This window comes from Streptomyces sp. NPDC050703 (assembly GCF_040654435.1).
In the GTDB taxonomy this organism is placed as follows: domain Bacteria; phylum Actinomycetota; class Actinomycetes; order Streptomycetales; family Streptomycetaceae; genus Streptomyces.
In genome coordinates this window covers 117,409-133,919 of the sequence record NZ_JBFAHX010000017.1, presented here as the reverse complement: position 1 = coordinate 133,919, position 16,511 = coordinate 117,409, and the positions used below count along the sequence as shown (strand labels likewise).

At 73.1% G+C, this 16,511-nt stretch carries 11 protein-coding genes and 1 tRNA gene; 6 read left to right on the top strand and 6 right to left on the bottom strand.

Annotated elements, in window-relative coordinates:
• Nucleotides 1–260 precede the first annotated feature (260 nt).
• Complete coding sequence (locus tag AB0I16_RS18330) at nt 261–1,715, top strand: DUF2079 domain-containing protein (protein WP_363250420.1); 1,455 nt, start codon at nt 261–263, stop codon at nt 1,713–1,715.
• A gap of 86 nt (nt 1,716–1,801) precedes the next feature.
• Here AB0I16_RS18330 and AB0I16_RS18325 read toward each other — a convergent pair whose 3' ends face one another.
• Complete coding sequence (locus AB0I16_RS18325; protein ID WP_363250419.1) at nt 1,802–4,381, bottom strand: FtsX-like permease family protein; 2,580 nt, start codon at nt 4,379–4,381, stop codon at nt 1,802–1,804.
• Entirely contained in the window at nt 4,378–5,166 is a 789-nt protein-coding gene (locus AB0I16_RS18320; protein WP_363250418.1) for an ABC transporter ATP-binding protein, read from the bottom strand. Before AB0I16_RS18320 ends, AB0I16_RS18325 begins: the two co-directional genes overlap by 4 nt.
• A 364-nt stretch (nt 5,167–5,530) precedes the next feature.
• On the opposite strand from AB0I16_RS18320, the gene AB0I16_RS18315 reads away from it, so the two are divergent.
• Entirely contained in the window at nt 5,531–7,078 is a 1,548-nt protein-coding gene (locus AB0I16_RS18315; RefSeq protein WP_363250452.1) for an MDR family MFS transporter, read from the top strand.
• A gap of 46 nt (nt 7,079–7,124) precedes the next feature.
• On the opposite strand, the gene AB0I16_RS18310 is transcribed toward AB0I16_RS18315, so the two are convergent.
• The 3 genes from AB0I16_RS18310 to AB0I16_RS18300 form a co-directional block, all read right to left on the bottom strand.
• The gene (locus AB0I16_RS18310) at nt 7,125–8,018 is read right to left on the bottom strand and encodes a cellulose-binding protein (RefSeq protein ID WP_363250417.1); all 894 of its coding nucleotides are present in this window, start codon (nt 8,016–8,018) and stop codon (nt 7,125–7,127) included.
• Between the two features lie 248 nt (nt 8,019–8,266).
• Nucleotides 8,267–11,248: an SUKH-4 family immunity protein gene (locus AB0I16_RS18305; protein ID WP_363250416.1), complete on the bottom strand. Its 2,982-nt coding sequence runs from the start codon at nt 11,246–11,248 to the stop codon at nt 8,267–8,269.
• Nucleotides 11,249–11,255: 7 nt separating this feature from the next.
• Nucleotides 11,256–12,242 (bottom strand): SMI1/KNR4 family protein, encoded by a 987-nt coding sequence (locus tag AB0I16_RS18300; RefSeq protein WP_076685746.1) that lies wholly within the window; start codon nt 12,240–12,242, stop codon nt 11,256–11,258.
• Between the two features lie 364 nt (nt 12,243–12,606).
• Here AB0I16_RS18300 and AB0I16_RS18295 point away from each other — a divergent pair, with 364 nt between their 5' ends.
• Together AB0I16_RS18295 and AB0I16_RS18290 are read left to right on the top strand one after the other, a co-directional pair.
• Nucleotides 12,607–13,254 carry a YwqJ-related putative deaminase gene (locus tag AB0I16_RS18295; RefSeq protein ID WP_363250415.1) on the top strand — a complete coding sequence of 216 codons (648 nt, stop codon included), beginning with the start codon at nt 12,607–12,609 and terminating at the stop codon, nt 13,252–13,254.
• A gap of 88 nt (nt 13,255–13,342) precedes the next feature.
• Nucleotides 13,343–13,864 carry an SUKH-3 domain-containing protein gene (locus AB0I16_RS18290; protein WP_363250414.1) on the top strand — a complete coding sequence of 174 codons (522 nt, stop codon included), beginning with the start codon at nt 13,343–13,345 and terminating at the stop codon, nt 13,862–13,864.
• A gap of 142 nt (nt 13,865–14,006) precedes the next feature.
• On the opposite strand, the gene AB0I16_RS18285 is transcribed toward AB0I16_RS18290, so the two are convergent.
• Nucleotides 14,007–15,347 (bottom strand): histidine kinase, encoded by a 1,341-nt coding sequence (locus AB0I16_RS18285; protein ID WP_363250413.1) that lies wholly within the window; start codon nt 15,345–15,347, stop codon nt 14,007–14,009.
• Between the two features lie 167 nt (nt 15,348–15,514).
• On the opposite strand from AB0I16_RS18285, the gene AB0I16_RS18280 reads away from it, so the two are divergent.
• Together AB0I16_RS18280 and AB0I16_RS18275 are read left to right on the top strand one after the other, a co-directional pair.
• Nucleotides 15,515–16,396: a hypothetical protein gene (locus AB0I16_RS18280; protein WP_363250412.1), complete on the top strand. Its 882-nt coding sequence runs from the start codon at nt 15,515–15,517 to the stop codon at nt 16,394–16,396.
• 8 nt (nt 16,397–16,404) lie between these two features.
• Nucleotides 16,405–16,479, top strand: a tRNA-Gln gene (locus tag AB0I16_RS18275).
• Nucleotides 16,480–16,511 lie beyond the last annotated feature (32 nt).

Genomic DNA, 16,511 nt, shown 5'->3' with positions numbered 1-16,511 from the left:
TACCGGTGTGAGCGGGCTTTGCGATGGGCAACGCGAACCGCCCGGCACGTCGCACGGGCCGGGGGGCTCCAGCGTACGACCTGGGACCGACACGCGCGGCTCGGACCGGCGCGCGCCACACCGCCCGGGGCCGCGGCACGGCGTGCCCGCCTCGGGTGCCGCCCGGTCCTTCCCGCACAATGTCCCGAATACGCCGGTACGAAAACCTGTACGCCCCGCGAAGCCCGCCGCACCACCGCCGTCGATCAGAAAGCCACGTCATGCCCGGAGCACAGACCGACGCCCCCGCCCTGGAGCGTGCCGACGAGCTGATACCCGGGCGGGACCGTGCCGCCGCCCCCGCCACGGGGAGCGGCGGGGTGTGGGACCGCGCTCCGCTGATCCTCGCCGCCGGTCTCTTCCTCGCGTACGCCATGGTGTCCGTCGGGCGGTACCGGCAGATGGAGAGCCGCTCCTGGGACCTCGGGATATTCGAGCAGGCCGTGCGGGCCTACGCGCACCTCCAGGTGCCCGTCGCCGACCTCAAGGGGCCCGGCGCGAACATCCTCGGCGACCACTTCAGCCCCGTCACCGCCCTGCTCGCGCCCGCCTACCGCCTCTTCCCCACGCCCCTCACGCTCCTCGTGGCGCAGGCCCTGCTCTTCGCCGTCTCCGCGATCCCCGTGACGCGCGCCGCGACCCGCCTCCTCGGGCGCGGCTCCGGGCTCGCGGTCGGCATCGCCTACGGACTCTCCTGGGGCATCCAGCGCGCCGCCGACTTCGACTTCCACGAGATCTGCTTCGCCGTGCCGCTGATCGCGTTCTCGCTGGAGGCGCTGCTGCGGCTGCGGTGGCGGGCCGCGCTGTACTGGGCGCTGCCGCTGGTCCTCGTCAAGGAGGACCTGGGGGTGACCCTCGCCGCCATCGCCGTCGTCGTGGCGATCCGCTGCCGCCGCACCGACCCCAAGGCCCTGCCCCGCGCGCTCGGCGTCGCCGCCTTCGGTGCCCTCGCCACCGCCGCCACGCTCACGCTGATCATCCCCGCCTTCAACTCCGTCGGCGCCTACGACTACTGGGACAAGGTCGGTGACGGCGGTGGGCTCCCCGTCCTCTTCGACGGCTTCTGGACCAAGGTCCGCACCCTCGGCTGGCTCCTGATCCCCACCACCGGGCTGCTCGCCCTGCGCTCGCCGCTGGTCCTGATCACGCTGCCCACCATCGGCTGGCGCTTCCTCTCCGCCGACGACCACTACTGGGGCACCGACTGGCACTACAGCGCCGTCCTGATGCCGGTGCTCCTGCTCGCCTTCGCCGACGCCGTCGCCGGCGCCCGCCGCAGCGAGCGGCCGTGGCTGCGCCGGTACGCCGAACTGCTCCCGGCCTGCGCCGCCGCCGCGGCCCTCGCCCTGACGACCTCGCTGCCGGTCTCCACCCTCACCGAGGCCCGTACGTACGAGAAGAGCGGGCAGGTCATCGACGTGGAGCGGATGCTCGACCGCATCCCCGACGGTGCCACCGTGGAGGCGAACATCGGGCCCGTCAGCCGGCTGACCTCCCGCGCCCGCGTCTTCTGGGTCGGCGCGGCCCGCCCCGTCGTGCCGCGGTACCTGGCCCTGGACAACCGCTCCGGCTGGGCCAAGGACCCGGTCGCGTACGCCCGGCAGCTGCACCCGGGCACCCGGTACGTCCTTGAGGCCGAGGTCCACGGGTACGTCCTGCTCCGCCGGGCCCGGTGACGGCGGCCCGGTGACGGCGGACGGCCCCCGGCGGACGTGTCGCGCGTCCGCCGGGGGCCGTCTCCCCCGTTCCCCCGTGACGGTGGCTATTCGGTGGCGATGGCGTTCAGGACGTTCATCCGGCCCGCCCGGAAGGCGGGGACGAGCGCGGCGAACAGGCCCACGAACGCCGATCCGACGAAGACCGCGATGATCGTCGGCCACGGGATCTCCAGGACCTTCAGGCCCTCAAGGGCGAGGAGCTTCTGGGCCGTGGCCCCCCAGCCCATGCCGAGTCCGAGGCCGAGCAGGGCGCCGAAGAGGGCGATGACGACGGACTCCAGGCGGATCATGCGGCGCAGCTGGCGGCGGGAGAGGCCGATCGCCCGCATCAGGCCGATCTCCCTGGTGCGCTCGACCACCGAGAGGGCCAGCGTGTTCACCACACCGAGGACCGCGACGATGATGGCGAGGCCGAGCAGGCCGTAGACCATGTTGAGGAGCTGGCCGACCTGGTCCTTCAGGGTCTCCTTGAAGTCGGTCTGGTCCATCACCTCGTACTGCGGGTACTTCGCGAGGGCGTCCTTGAGCGACTGGTAGGCGGCCTCGTCGCGGCCCTCGGCGGCCGTGGCGAACATGATGTCGTTCTGCGTGATCCGGTCCGCGGGGACGTACTTCTCCAGCGTCGAGATGTTCAGGTACATCGCGCCGTTGTCGAGGGCGCCGTCGTCCTTGGTGACGGCGGCGATCCGCAGTTCGGCGGTTCTGCCGTGCTCGAAGGCGACCTTCACCTCGTCGCCGACCCCGAGCCCGTGCTTCTCGGCGAACTTGTCGCCGACCGACATGGCGTTCTTCCCGTACGCGGCCGACAGCTCGCCGGCGACCGTCTCGCGGCGCAGATCCTTGGCGTACGTCGGGTCGGCGGCGCTCAGGCCGACGCCGTCCACGGTCTTGCCGTCGGGCGTGGTCATGTCGGCCTCGATGCCCTTGAGGCGGGTGATGTGGCCGATGTGCTCGGCCTTCTCCAGCGACTCGGCGGCCTTGGCGGTGATCGGGGCGCCCTTGCCGGACTGGACGATGAAGTCGGCGCCCACCGACTTGTCGAGCTCGTCCGTGGCCGAGGCGACCATCGAGGAGCCGACCACGGAGAGGCAGGCGACCAGGGCGAGGCCGATCATCAGGGCGGCGCCGGTCGCGCCGGTGCGGCGCGGGTTGCGCAGGGCGTTGCGCTCGGCCATCCGCCCGACGGAGCCGAAGGCCCGCAGCAGGACGGCGCTGAAGACGCGCACCACGCCGGAGGCGAGGACGGGGCCGACGACGACGAAGCCGACGAGGGTGAGGACGACGCCGCCGCCCAGGAGGAGCGAGCCCTCCGATGCCTTGTCGGCCTGCGACGCGGCGTAGAGCCCGAAGGCGCCCGCGCCGGTCAGGACCAGGCCGATGACGGCGCGCAGCACGCTCGCGCGGCCGTCCGCCGGGGTCCCCGCGTCGCGCAGCGCGGCCATCGGGGAGACCTTGCCGGCCCGGCGTGCCGGGAGGTAGGCGGCGAGGACGGTGACGACGACGCCGAGCACCATGCCGACCACGGGGGTCGTCCAGTTGACGGTGAGGTCGCCGGTGGACAGTTCCATGCCCATGCCGGACATCAGCTTCATCAGGCCGACCGCGAGTCCGATGCCCGCGCCGACGCCGATGACGGAGCCGGCCACGCCGAGCAGCACGGCCTCGGCCAGGACGGAGCGGTTGACCTGCTTGCGGCTCGAACCGATGGCCCGCATCAGGCCGATCTCGCGGGTGCGCTGGGCGACCAGCATCGAGAAGGTGTTGATGATGAGGAAGATGCCGACGAGGAAGGCGATCCCGGCGAAGCCGAGCATCGCGTACTTCATGACGTCCAGGAAGCCGCCGACGGACTTCCGGTTGTCGTCCGCGGTCTCCTTCTGCGTCTTGATGTCGTACGCGCCCTTGTCCAGGTCCTTCGCGACGTTCGCCTTCAGCGCGGTGTCGCTGACACCCGCGGCGGCGGTGACGCTGACGTGGGTGAACCGTCCCGTGGTGCCGAGCAGTTCGCGCTGGGCGGTCTCCGTGTCGAGGTAGACGACGGTCGCGCCGGGGTTGGTCACCTTGAAGGCGGCTATGCCGGAGATCTTCGCGGTGTGGTCGCCGGTGGCGGCGATGGTGCGCAGCTCGTCGCCGATCCTCAGGCCGTGCTTGTCGGCGGTGTCGGCGTCGATCATCACCTCGGTGGGGCCGCGCGGCGCGTGCCCCGAGGTGATCTCCATCGAACGCAGGTCGTTGCGCGTCCAGTTGCCCGCGATGGTCGGGCCGCCGCTGGTGGGGCCGACGTCCTCGTTCCGGCTGTCGACGACGGTCACGCTCTCGCTGCTGACCGCGCCCTCGGCGGTCTTGACGCCGTCCGCCTGCCGCGCCCGGCTCACGACGGATGCGGGCATCGACTCGGGCTTGCCGCTGTCCGGGGCCTGACCGGCGTCCTCGGCGGACTTGGGGGAGACCGTGACGTCGGCGGAGGTCGCCGCGAAGAGCTTGTCGAAGGTGGTGCTCATGGTGTCGGAGAAGACGAGCGTGCCGCACACGAACGCCACCGACAGGATCACGGCCACGGCGGAGAGCGCCATGCGGCCCTTGTGCGCGAGGAAGTTGCGCATCGACGTCTTGAGGACGGTCATGACGTGCGCCCCCGCGCGTCGAAGGACTTCATGCGGTCGAGCACCTGGTCGGCGGTCGGGTGGTGCATCTCGTCGACGATCCGGCCGTCCGCGAGGTACAGGACGCGGTCCGCGTACGAGGCGGCGACCGGGTCGTGCGTGACCATCACGATGGTCTGGCCCAGCTCGGTCACCGAGCGCCGCAGGAAGCCGAGGACTTCCGCCCCGGCCCGGGAGTCGAGGTTGCCGGTCGGCTCGTCACCGAAGATGATCTCGGGCCGCGAGGCGAGCGCGCGCGCCACGGCGACGCGCTGCTGCTGGCCGCCGGAGAGTTCGGTCGGGCGGTGCTTGAGGCGCCCCGCGAGGCCGACGGTCTCCACGACCTGGTCGAGCCAGCCGCGGTCCGGCTTACGGCCGGCGATGTCCATCGGGAGCGTGATGTTCTCGATGGCGTTGAGTGTCGGGAGCAGGTTGAAGGCCTGGAAGATGAAGCCGATGCGGTCCCTGCGGAGCTGCGTGAGCTTCTTGTCCTTCAGGCCGGTTATCTCGGTCTCGTCCAGGTGGATCTGTCCGCTGCTGACGGTGTCGAGGCCCGCGAGGCAGTGCATCAGGGTGGACTTGCCGGAGCCCGAGGGGCCCATGATCGCGGTGAACTGGCCGCGGACGATGTCGACGTCGATGTGGTCGAGCGCGACGACGCGGGTCTCCCCCGATCCGTACGCCTTCACGACCTGGCGCGCCCGTGCCGCCACGGCCGTACGCCCTCCAGTGCCCCCGTGCCTGGGTGTGGTCACAGCCGTTGTCACGGTAAGTCTCCTATGTCGGTCACGCGGTGCGTCGGCGTGTCCGCCGCGCGCTCAAGTCTGGTGGGACGACCGGCTCCGGCGCGCTGGTGCTCAGCGCAGTCTTCCCGGGGGGAAAACCCCACCCTCGGGGTGGGGTTCGGCGCCCCCGTCGGTGCGGTACGTCGTAAGGACAATCTAAGAAGCGGTCACGGGCCCGCTCATCCTCCGGCGGTACGAACCCTCCCCGGTCCGCAGTACGGAGGTTCCCCTAGGGGGACTCCCCCCGTCGGTGGACATGGACTCAGGGTTGACTACACCCTGCCCTCCACCCCCGACCTGGTGAGAAGGTGGCCCGCAGCAACTGGTGCAACAGGAAAGGACCTTCGTGGACGGGCGGGGCGGACAAGGCGCCAAGGGCGCGATACGGGGCCGGAGCCGGGGCGCGGTCGTCGCCGCGCTCATGCTGTCGATGGCGCTCGCCGCCATCGACTCCACCATCGTCTCCACCGCCGTCCCCCAGATCGTGGGCTCACTCGGCGGCTTCCCGATCTTCTCCTGGCTCTTCTCCGGCTACCTGCTCGCGGCCACGGTCACCCTGCCCGTCTACGGCAAGCTCTCCGACACCTTCGGCCGCAAACCCGTCCTCATCACGGGCTGCCTGCTCTTCCTGCTCGGCTCCGCCCTCTGCGCCCTCGCCTGGGACATGGAGTCGCTCATCGCCTTCCGCGTCGTCCAGGGCCTGGGCGGCGGCGCCATCCAGGGCACCGTGCAGACCCTCGCCGCCGACCTCTACCCGCTGAAGGAACGCCCCAAGATCCAGGCCAGGCTCTCCACCGTGTGGGCCACCTCGGCCGTCGCGGGGCCCGCGCTCGGCGGCCTCATCACCTCGTACACCGACTGGCGCTGGATCTTCCTCATCAACCTGCCCGTCGGGGCGCTCGCCCTCTGGCTCATCGCACGCCACCTCCACGAGCCGGAACGCGAGACCGTGCCGCGCGGACGCGTCGACTGGCCGGGGGCGCTCGCCGTCTTCGCCTGCGGCGGCGTCCTCCTGACCGCGCTCGTGCAGGGCGGCGTCGCCTGGGCCTGGCTCTCCGCGCCCTCCCTCACCCTGTTCGGCACCGGACTCGCCCTCGTCGCCGTCGTCGTCCTCGTCGAACGCCGCGCCGAGCAGCCCATCATCCCCGGCTGGGTCTGGCGGCGCCGCACCATCGCCGCGGTCAACCTCGCACTCGGCGCGCTCGGCCTCCTGATGGTCGCCCCCACCGTCTTCCTGCCGACCTACGCCCAGTCCGTCCTCGGCCTCGCCCCCGTCGCCGCCGGGTTCGTGCTCTCGGTGATGACCCTGAGCTGGCCGGTCTCCGCCGCCCTCAGCCAGCACGTCTACCGCAGGATCGGCTTCCGGAACACCGCGATCGCCGGCATCTCGGCGGCCTGCCTCGTCCTGCTGGCCTTCCCCCTGCTCCCCTACCCCGGCGCGGCCTGGCAGCCCGCCCTGATCATGCTGCTCCTCGGCGCGGCCCTCGGCCTCTTCCAGCTGCCGCTCATCGTGGGAGTCCAGTCCACCGTCGGCTGGGCCGAGCGCGGCACCGCCACCGCCTCCATCCTCTTCTGCCGCCAGATCGGCCAGACCCTGGGCGCCGCCCTCTTCGGCGCGGTGGCCAACGGCGTCCTGAGCGCACGGCTCGGCGGCTCCGGCTCGCTCGACTCGGTGGCCCGCGTCCTCGACGACCCCGGCTCCGTCGCCGACCCCGAACGGCTGCGCCGCGCGGTGGACGCCGCCGTCGACGCCGTCTACACCGGCGCCGCCGTCGCTGCCGCCCTGGCCCTGCTCACCCTGCTGCTCCTGGCCCCGCGCCGCTTCCCCGTCCTGCGCGACGGACAGCAGGGCCCGCAGCCGGACGACCGGCCCACACGGCAGACGGCGGACTGAGCGCCCGCGCCCCGCCTGGGCGCCCGCGCCCGGCCCGGCCCGGCCCCTACGACTCCACCGACGCCCGCCCCGTCAGCGCGGCGAGGCTGCTCCGCACATGGTCCATGTGCCCCCGCACCTCGTCCCACTCCTCGCCGTGCTCCCGCAGCACCCGCTCCGTCTCACGGCCGATCCGCTCCTCCTGGAGCCGCGCCTCCGCGACGATCTCCGCCGCGCGGGCCGACGCGTCCTCCTGACCGTGCCGCGCGGCCTCCTCCTCGTCGGCGAAGGCCCGCTTCGCCTCCGACAGGCGCGCCTCGGCCGCGGCGATCCGCTCGGCGTCCACCGCGTCCGACGCGGCCGTCCGCTCCGCGATCTCCCGCTCCAGGGCCTCCCGCCGCTCCTCCTGCTCCCTCTCCTGCCCGGCGAGCAGCCCCTCGCACCGCTGCCGCGTCTCCCGCAGCGCCGCCAGCGCCTCCCCGCGCACCTCCTTCGCCTCACGCCGGGCGGCGGCCCGCGCCCCGTCCGCCGCCGTACGGTCGGCCAGCTCCCGCCGCCCGACCCACTCGTCGGCGTCCGCGGCCACCGAGTCCGCGTACGCGCGAGCGGCCTCCCGCGCCTCACGGGCCCCGGCCTCCGCCGCCTCGTTCACGTCCCGCGCGTCCGCCCGCCCCGCGTCGAGGACCTCCTCGGCCTCCTCCTCGGCGAGCGCCAGCAGACGCCGGGCCCGCTCGCCCAGCTCCTCGTACGTCTGCGGGGCGAGCCGCGAGACCACCTCGCGCAGCCGCTCGGCCTCCGCCTCCATCTCCCTGGCGAGGACGGTCAGCCGTGCCGCGCGCTCCCACGCGTCGTCCCGCTCCCGGGAGATCCCGTCGGCGTACGCCTCGGCCTGCTCGGGACGGTAGCCGCGCCCGCGCACGGTGGTGAACCCGTGCGACGACGGCACACCGCTGCTGCTCATCCTGGACCCCTCTCCGACACACCACGCGCGTAGCGCACGATTGGCGCACATCTTGATGGATCAAACCGAAGCACTCATAACGCGACACTCCGCCCAGTCCACCCTGCCCAAGGATGCGCCCCTTCGTGCCCGAAGCCGCAATCGGGATGTCGTTTTTCAGTGCCGCAACGCATGATCGGGGCGTCCGACCCGTCACGCGGGTCGAACGCCCCGATCTCACACGTCCGGGCCAGACCCCGGCGCGACCGTTACAGCAGGCCGTCCCACATCTGTTCGAGCAGGACCGACCACCAGCTCTCCGGCGAACCCAGCGCCGCCGGGTCCAGGACGGCGAGCTGGTTCTGGAAGTCGACGGTCCAGCGGCCCGCCTGCTCCTGGTTCAGACCGAAGCGCAGCCGCCACATGCGGCCCAGCAGCGCCATGCAGCGCGCGAACTCCGGCAGGCCCGTGTTCACGAACTGCGGCGGCACCGGAGCGCCGCCGGGACCGGCCTCCACCGGCACGGCCACGATGTTCGCCGTGCCGTACTGGACGCAGAGCGCCCGGCCGAAGTCACTGCCCATGACCAGGTACGAGCCCGCGTCGGCCGCCGGCTGCACACCCCGCTCCCGCGCCAGCTCCGCCAGCGTCGGCACCGGACGCCCCGGCTGGGCCTGCGCCCAGAAGAACGGCCCGAAGTCCAGGGGCAGCCCCGCCACCACCAGGGTGTGCGCCACGATGTCCGGCACGCCCTGGCGCGACACCGCCCGCTGGTCGAAGCGGAAGACGCCGGGCCCGAAGGCCCCCGCCAGCTCCTGCGCGATGCCCTCCGGCGGGATCGGCTGGGCCGGCGGCAGCTGCTGCAGCGGGGCGCGCACCGGCGCCGGGCGGGCCGGGCCGTCCGCGACCTGGTGCAGCTCGCCCTGGTGGGCGAGGAGCTGCTGCATGCCCTGCTGCCGGGACGCGTGGTCCCTGCCGTACGGGGCGATCGACGTGATCCGCGCCTGCGGCCAGGTCTCGCGGATCATCCGGGCGCAGTAGGCGCCCGGCAGCTCGCAGGACTCCAGCTCGGTGTGGAGTTCGAGCACCTGCTGCGGAGGCACGTTCATGCCGCGCAGCTCGTGCAGGATCTGCCACTCCGGGTGCGGGGTGCCGGGCGCCGAGCGGCGGATGAGCTGCTGCTCTGAACCGTCGGCCGCGCGGTAGCGCAGCACGGCCTGGTAGCCGGGGCCGACGGTCGGCTGACCGGCGGGCGGCTGCGGATAGCCGTACGGCTGACCGGGCGCGGCCGGCGGCGGCATACCGGGACCGCCGACCGGGGGCCCCGCCAGCATCGTCGCGGCATGGTGCACGGAGCCACCGGGGGGCTGCGGCGCGCCGGGCGGCCGGGGCGCACCCGGCGGCTTGACCCCGCCACCGAGGCTGGGGTCGGCGAGCATCGTCGCGGCATGGTGCACACCGCCGGGAGGCGTACCCGGAGCACCGGGAGGACCGGGCGGCTGCGGCGGCCCCGGAGGCTGCGGGGCGCCGGGCGCACCCGGCGGCTTGACCCCGCCACCGAGACTGGGGTCGGCGAGCATCGTCGCGGCATGGTGCACACCGCCGGGAGGCGTACCCGGAGCGCCGGGCGCACCGGGCGGACCGGGCGGACCGGGCGGTTGCGGCGCGCCGGGAGCCGCGGGCGGCTGCGGCCCCTCGGGGCCGAGCGAGGAGACGAGCTGGGTCGGGACGTAGCCGCCGGCGGGCGTACCGGGAGCACCGGGCCCCGAAGCCTGCGGCGCACCTCCGGGCACACCCGGCGGGCCGGGAGGCGGCGGCGCGGCACCGCCTCCCCGCGCCCCGCGCGGCGGCCCCTCCGCCTTGCTGGTGGCGGCATCGGCGATGTCCCCGACGCCGGACCCCGCGGAAGCCGCGGGCGCCTGCGGAGCGTTCGGCACCGAAGCACCGGGACCCTGGGCACCAGGGCCCTGCGGGTAGCCGTACGCGGCGGCACCCGGCGCACCGGGCGGCGGCGTCGTCGAAGCCCCGGGCGACTGCGGAGCGTTCGGCACCGGAGCACCGGCGGGCGGCAGCGGCGCACCAGGGGCCGGAGCAGCCGGACCCTGCGGATAGCCGTACGCGGCGGCATCAGGCGCACCGGGCGGCGGTGTCGCCGACCTCCCGGGCGGCTGCGGGGCATTCGGCACCGGCGCACCGGGACCCTGGGCTCCGGGACCCTGCGGATAGCCGGACGCGGCGGCACCAGGCGCACCGGGCGGCTGCGGAGCGTTCGGCACCGGAGCACCGGCGGGCGGCAGCGGCGCACCAGGGGCCGGAGCAGCCGGACCCTGCGGATAGCCGTACGCGGCAGCATCAGGCGCACCGGGCGGCTGTGGGGCATTGGGGGCTCCGGGCTGCGGAGAGTCCGGTGTGCCGGGGCCGTCCAGGGCCGGGGCGATGGCCGTCGCCGGCAGGTGGCTGCCGCCGTGCATCAGGGCCGTCTTGGCCTCGGGTGCGACGCCGGGCGGCGGGGTGCCGCTCCCGTCCAGACCGGCGAGCGGCGGTGAGAACACCGTGGCGGGCAGCGGGACCGAGTGGTCCTCGCCGCCATCGGCGTTGGTATCCGTACCGGCCCACGGGGTCGCCCCCGCCGGCACGCCCGGTGACGTCACGGGCAGGCTGTCGTCGCGCTCGGGCGCGCCGTCGCCGTCACCGTCGGAGCCACCGGCCGCGGGCCACGGCGTACCGCCCCCCGGCACGGCGGACGCCGCGGGCGCTTCCGGAGCCGGAGCGTCAGCCGGCTCCGCGTCCACCGGGGCACCCTCGGCCGAAGCCGAGCCCGAAGCCGAGCCGGAAGCCGCCGCCGAGGACGACCCCTCCGACCGCCGGTCCGGAATGCCCAGCTTGTCCGCCGCCTCCTGGAGCCACTCCGGAGGGCTCAACAAGAAGGACGTCTGATTGAGATCCACCCGCTCCGGCGGCGGCGGAGCCGCATCCCGCGGCGCCGTGGCCGCCAGGCCGTACTCCTCCTCGTACCGACGGATCACCTCGCCCACGGCGAGCCCCGGCCACAACGTGGCCTCACCGCTGTCCCTGGCGATGACGAGCCGCTGGTCGCCGCCGTCGGAGACGGGACCGTTCTCCCGGTCCTCGGCCCAGACCACGAACCCCAGATCGAACTCCCGGACCCGCACCTCGCGGTGCTGGTAGCCCGGCACGTCACCGTTGATCCACTCCTCGGCGCGCTCCTGCGCCTGCGCGAAGGTCACCATGCTTGCGTCACTCCCCAGCCGAGGACACGGGGACGGCGCGCGCGAAGCCGCCGTCCACCATCAGGTTCGCCACGGTCTCCAGCTCCGGCGGATTGCCCGCGAGCCGCGACAGGAAGGCGTCGAAGTCGTCGCCGCACGGCAGCAGCAGCCGCCGCACCCGCTCCGCGGGCGGCCACGCGTCCTGGTCCCGCACGTCGTCGTACGCGCAGAACCACACCGAACCGACCCGGTCACCCCTGACCTTCACGGCCAGCAGACCGCCCTGCACGAACCCGACCCCCAGGTAATCCTTGGTCAGATGGTCGCGCAGGCACTTGTTGACGTACACCAGATCGTTCACCGCCGCCTGGTCCCGCACCGTGAAGAACGGCTGGTCCACCAGGAGACCCAGCTCCGCGTCGAGCGCCGCGCCCACCGGCGCGCACCCGCCCGCCGCCTTCAGGAAGGAACGGTAGGCGCCCGGCAGCCGGTAGCCGAGGTCCTCCTCGACACCCTGCACCTGCTGCTCTGTCACCGCGACCGCGGCCTTCGGCAGCCCGAAGTGCGCGGGCCGCGTCTCCTGCAACGGCCGCGTCCCCCGCTTCTCCTGGTCCACGGCCGTCGTCGCGATACCACCGTGGTGCCGCAGCAGAGCCTTCACCTCGACCGGCACGAGTTCGAGCCGACGGCCGCCCGGCACGTGATGCCACGTCCAGCCGTGCGGCGTCGCCACCGCGGGAATCGTGTCCCACAGCTCATGACCGTCCGCCGCGAGCGCCGCGTTCGCCGACACGTAATCCGTCAGGCGCAGCTCGTCGACGCCGAAACCCTCAGGCGGCTCGGCGATCTCGGCCGCGGCACGCGCGTACGAGGAGAAGTCCGGATAGCCGTGCTCGTCCACCCGCACACCTCTGGGATGGCGGGCGGCGCGGACCGGGTCCGGGAAGTGCACGACCTGCCCGGCGTACGCCGCGTTCGGCGGCGCGGACTGCTGCCCCAGCCGACCTGTCGTCATGGCGATTGCCCCCTGCGGCACTGTGAAAGGTTCTGGTTCTGCTGCTGATTCTGCATGTCTTCTGCATGTCTTCTGCATGTCATGATCTGCGCGTTCCGGTCCGCGGTCGTTCGCTTTCCACGGCCTCCGGCACGGCGGATGTCGACACAGCCTATGCGGTGGGACGGCACCGGTCACCGGGCCTCCGGTTCCATGACCAGCAGCCACCGGACGGTCACCGTGCGACGAAACCCGACGGAGAGCCAGGCGTGTCGCAGAGCCCCAGCTACCGCACCACCCGCCCCATTTGGCAGGCTGTCCCCCGCAACGCGGGGGCGTGGCACCCGCGGTGACGACCGCGGAGCAGGGGGAGGGGACACAGCACATGCACACGGCACCAAGCGACATGACCGCCCACACGCTGTCCACGACGGCGCCCACCAAGGCGTCCGCGGCAGTGGCCGGCACGGGCCCGACGGCAGGACTCACCGTGGCCACCACAGCCGGATCCACCGCACCGAGCGACTCCGCCCCCGCACCGGCGGCCGGACCCCTCGGCGACCCGCGCGTCGGCTGGAGCAGCACCGCGGCCCACGCACCCGTCCTGCGCCAACGCCGCGACGGCATCCTGCCCACCGTCGCCGCCGCCCTCTCCGTACGCGGCCAGACCACCCTCACCTGCACCCCCGGCCGCGGCGAGGAACCCCCCGCGCTCCACCCGCTCGTCCAGGACTTCCTCGACGCCCTCACCAGCGGCCAGCGCGAACGCTTCACCGGACGCTGCGCCGAGGCGATCCTCGTCTCCCGGCACATCGCCGCCGCCGACGCGGGCCGCTCCAAGCGCGCCCAGCGCAAGCCCATGACCAACGGCGAAGCCCGCAAAGCGCTCAAACACGCCAAACTGACCACCCGTCGCATCCGCGAGGACGGCGACCCCCTGCACGGCTCCTTCGCCCCGCCGTGCCGCTCCTGCACCGCCCTCACCGCGCACTTCGGCGTACGCGTCGTCGACCCGACGACCACCGAAGCCTGACCCCCACCGGAGCACACACAGGACCCGGCCGGACCCGCACCACCACCGTCCGCCCGCCCGTCCACCCGACCGAACAAGGGCCCACCCCATGCACGCCGACCACCCCGCCACCGCCGCCCACACCCCGCGCGCGGGCGGCACCCCCCTGCCCGTTCCCGTCGACGCCGCCCTCCGCGCCGCCGGCTGGCGGCCCGGACGCTGGGACATCAAACAGGCCGAGATCTGGGCCGACGCCCTCCGCCGCCACACCTCACCCGCCGGACACCGGCACTCCGTCTTCCCCGCCGCCGTCGAGGCCTGGGCCGAATTCGGCGGACTCCACATCACCCCTCAGGGGACAGGCCGGGAAATAGCGCCCGCCACCGTCCACCTCGATCCCATGTACGGACTCCACCTCGCCCGCACCCTCGGCGACCTCGGCCGCGCCCTCGGCACCGAGCTGAGCCCCATCGGCGAGGAGACCGAGACCCAGGCACTCCTCGCCATCGACACCCAGGGCCGCGTCTACAGCCTCGACCACAGCGGCGACTGGTTCCTCGGCGCCCACATCGACCACGCCCTGACGACCCTCTTCACCGGCGCCAACCCCACCCGCCTCACCGCGAGCTGACCCCCACCCCCGGCAGCCCAGGGCCCGAACACCACACACCCCCACACAAACGCAGACCCCGCCAAGCCGAACAGACCGCGACAGACCCGAACAAGACTTGACAGACCCGGACGGACCCGGGCGGGACCTGGACGGCAGGGCCCTAACCCACCGCCGGAACCGCCGCGGGAAGCACCGCCGAGACACGGAAACCACCGACATCCGTCGGACCCGACACGAACACACCGCCCAGACCCGTCACACGCTCCTTCATCCCGACCAGACCATTGCCCCCACTCGGCAACCGCGCGTCCGCCGTGGAACCCGCCTCCGGCGGCGGCCCGTTCTCCACCTGCATCGCGATCTCCGCCCCCCGGTGCGCGAGCCGCACATACGTCTTCGCACCCGCCGCATGCTTGTGGACGTTCGTCAACGCCTCCTGCACCACCCGGTACGCCGTCTGCTCCACATCCGCCGCGTAATCCCTCGGCTCACCCTCCACCGACAGATCCACGGCCATCCCCGCCGCACGCGACTGCCCCACCAACTCGTCGAGCTCCGCCAGAGAAGGCCCGTCCTCATCCACCGCACGCGAGGCCGCCGCAGCCGCGGCATGCCCCACCGCCGCCAACGGCACCGGCTCCACCGGCCGCGCACCCCCCGCGCCCTTCACCCCGTCGTCCCCCGCCCGCAGCACCCCGAGCATCTCCCGCAACTCCGTCAGCGCCTGCCGGCCCATGTCCCCCACCAGCGCCGCGTTCCGCACGGCCTTCTCCGGGTCCTTACGAGCCACCGCCTGCAACGCCGCCGCGTGCACCACCATCAGACTCACCCGATGGGCCACCACGTCGTGCATCTCACGCGCGATCCGCGTCCGCTCCTCGTTCCGCGCCCACTCCGCACGCTCCTCCGCGCGCTCGGCCAGCAACTGCAGCTCCCGCTCCAGATCGTCCGCACGCTCGCGCAACGACTCCATCAACCGCCGCCGCGCCCCCACGTACAGACCCAGCAGCACCGGCGGCGCCGTCACCCCGATCGACCCCGCCACCGCGAAGAACGGCAGGAACTCACTCCCGATCGGCGAGTGCGCGCCCTCCCCCGCGAGATCCTGACTGGCCCGCACCAGCGTCACGATGAACGTCCCCGCCATCGACATGCCCGCGAGCGCGCCCGTGATCCGGCGCGGCAGCTCCGAGGCCGCCAGCGTGTACAGGCCGACGATCGTCAGGAGCACCCCCATCTGGGCAGGCGTGATCGCGATCGCGATCAGCACCACCGCGACCGGCCAGCGCCGCCTGATCAGCAGCGCCGCACCCGCCAGCGCACCGAAGCCGACGCCCACCGGCGCCGGCAGTCCCGCGTCCGCGGCGAACGCCACCCCCTCGGCGCCGCACTCCGCCGCGGACAGCGCCGCGAGCCCCACATCCAGCGCCGCCCCGCGCCACCGCTCCCACCACCACGGCCCGGTCATGGCCGTGGTGCGGTCGTCCCCCGTCGTGGTCATGCCTTCCAGCGTACGGGCGTTCCGCCGCGGTTTTCCGGCGAGTTTCCGGCTCGGTGATCCAGCACACGCGGCGTTCGAGCGGAAGCGAAACGTGCCGGTATCCCTCGAACTGTTGATCCGAGGCTCATTCCTGGCCGGAGGCACGCATTCCGGACGACGGTCTTTCCATGACGGAGATCACGGACGGGCACGAGGACTTCGAAGCACTGCGCGAGCGGGCGGTCGCCCTGCGGCGGGCGGGACTGAGCCGCCGCCAGATCCGCGACCGGCTCCACGTGTACAACAACGACATCCTCAACCGCCTCCTGGACGGCGAGCCGGCACCGGCATGGACCAGGCGCCCGAACGCCAAGGACGACCTCAGGGCACGCGCCCGTGAGCTGCGGCTCCAGGGCATGACGTACGACCGCATCCAACTGGAGCTCGGCTGCTCGAAGAGCTCGATCTCCCTGTGGGTACGGGACCTGCCGAAGCCGGAGCGCCGGGACGCCTCGGACCAGGCGAGACTGGCTGCGCGGAAGCGGTGGGAGCACGAGCTCGCCCTGCGGGACACAAAGCGCCTGGCGACCAAGGAGGAGGCCGCCGAGAAGTTCCGCACCATGACCGAAGGGGAACTCTGGGCCGCGGGGGTCGCGCTCTACTGGGCGGAGGGCACCAAGGACAAGACCTACGCCCGCCGAGAGACCGTCACGTTCGTCAACAGCGACCCGGGCGTGATCCGGTTGTTCCTGGCCTGGCTGGCCCTGCTGGGTGTGGAGCCGGAGCGGCTGCGGTTCCGGGTGATGATCCATATGACGGCCGACGTACCCGCCGCCGAGCGGTACTGGGCGGACCTCGTCGGTGTCGACCCCGGAGCGCTGCAGAAGACGACGATCAAGAAGCACAACCCCAGGACCGTCCGCAAGAACGTGGGCGAGGACTACCGCGGGTGCCTCGTGATCCGCGTGGCACAGGCAGCCGAGTTGTACCGGCGCATCGAGGGGTGGTGGACTGGAATGGTGGTTTCAGCGACCACGATCAACGTCTCGTCTTCCTCGGGTAAGGTCTGACGCGGCGTTCCGCCGTGGGGTAGCGGCATCCCGCAGGCCTTTGGAGCCTTGAGACGCTGGTTCGAATCCAGCCGGCGGAGCCACAACGTTCGGGTCCTGACCACCAGGTCGGGAC

Coding starts and splice junctions, on each gene's coding strand:
- AB0I16_RS18325 (WP_363250419.1), bottom strand. CDS start 4,381: ATGACCGTCCTCAAGACGTCGATGCGCAACTTCCTCGCGCACAAGGGC.
- AB0I16_RS18330 (WP_363250420.1), top strand. CDS start 261: ATGCCCGGAGCACAGACCGACGCCCCCGCCCTGGAGCGTGCCGACGAG.
- AB0I16_RS18290 (WP_363250414.1), top strand. CDS start 13,343: ATGCACGCCGACCACCCCGCCACCGCCGCCCACACCCCGCGCGCGGGC.
- AB0I16_RS18305 (WP_363250416.1), bottom strand. CDS start 11,248: ATGGTGACCTTCGCGCAGGCGCAGGAGCGCGCCGAGGAGTGGATCAAC.
- AB0I16_RS18285 (WP_363250413.1), bottom strand. CDS start 15,347: ATGACCACGACGGGGGACGACCGCACCACGGCCATGACCGGGCCGTGG.
- AB0I16_RS18300 (WP_076685746.1), bottom strand. CDS start 12,242: ATGACGACAGGTCGGCTGGGGCAGCAGTCCGCGCCGCCGAACGCGGCG.
- AB0I16_RS18280 (WP_363250412.1), top strand. CDS start 15,515: ATGACGGAGATCACGGACGGGCACGAGGACTTCGAAGCACTGCGCGAG.
- AB0I16_RS18310 (WP_363250417.1), bottom strand. CDS start 8,018: ATGAGCAGCAGCGGTGTGCCGTCGTCGCACGGGTTCACCACCGTGCGC.
- AB0I16_RS18295 (WP_363250415.1), top strand. CDS start 12,607: ATGCACACGGCACCAAGCGACATGACCGCCCACACGCTGTCCACGACG.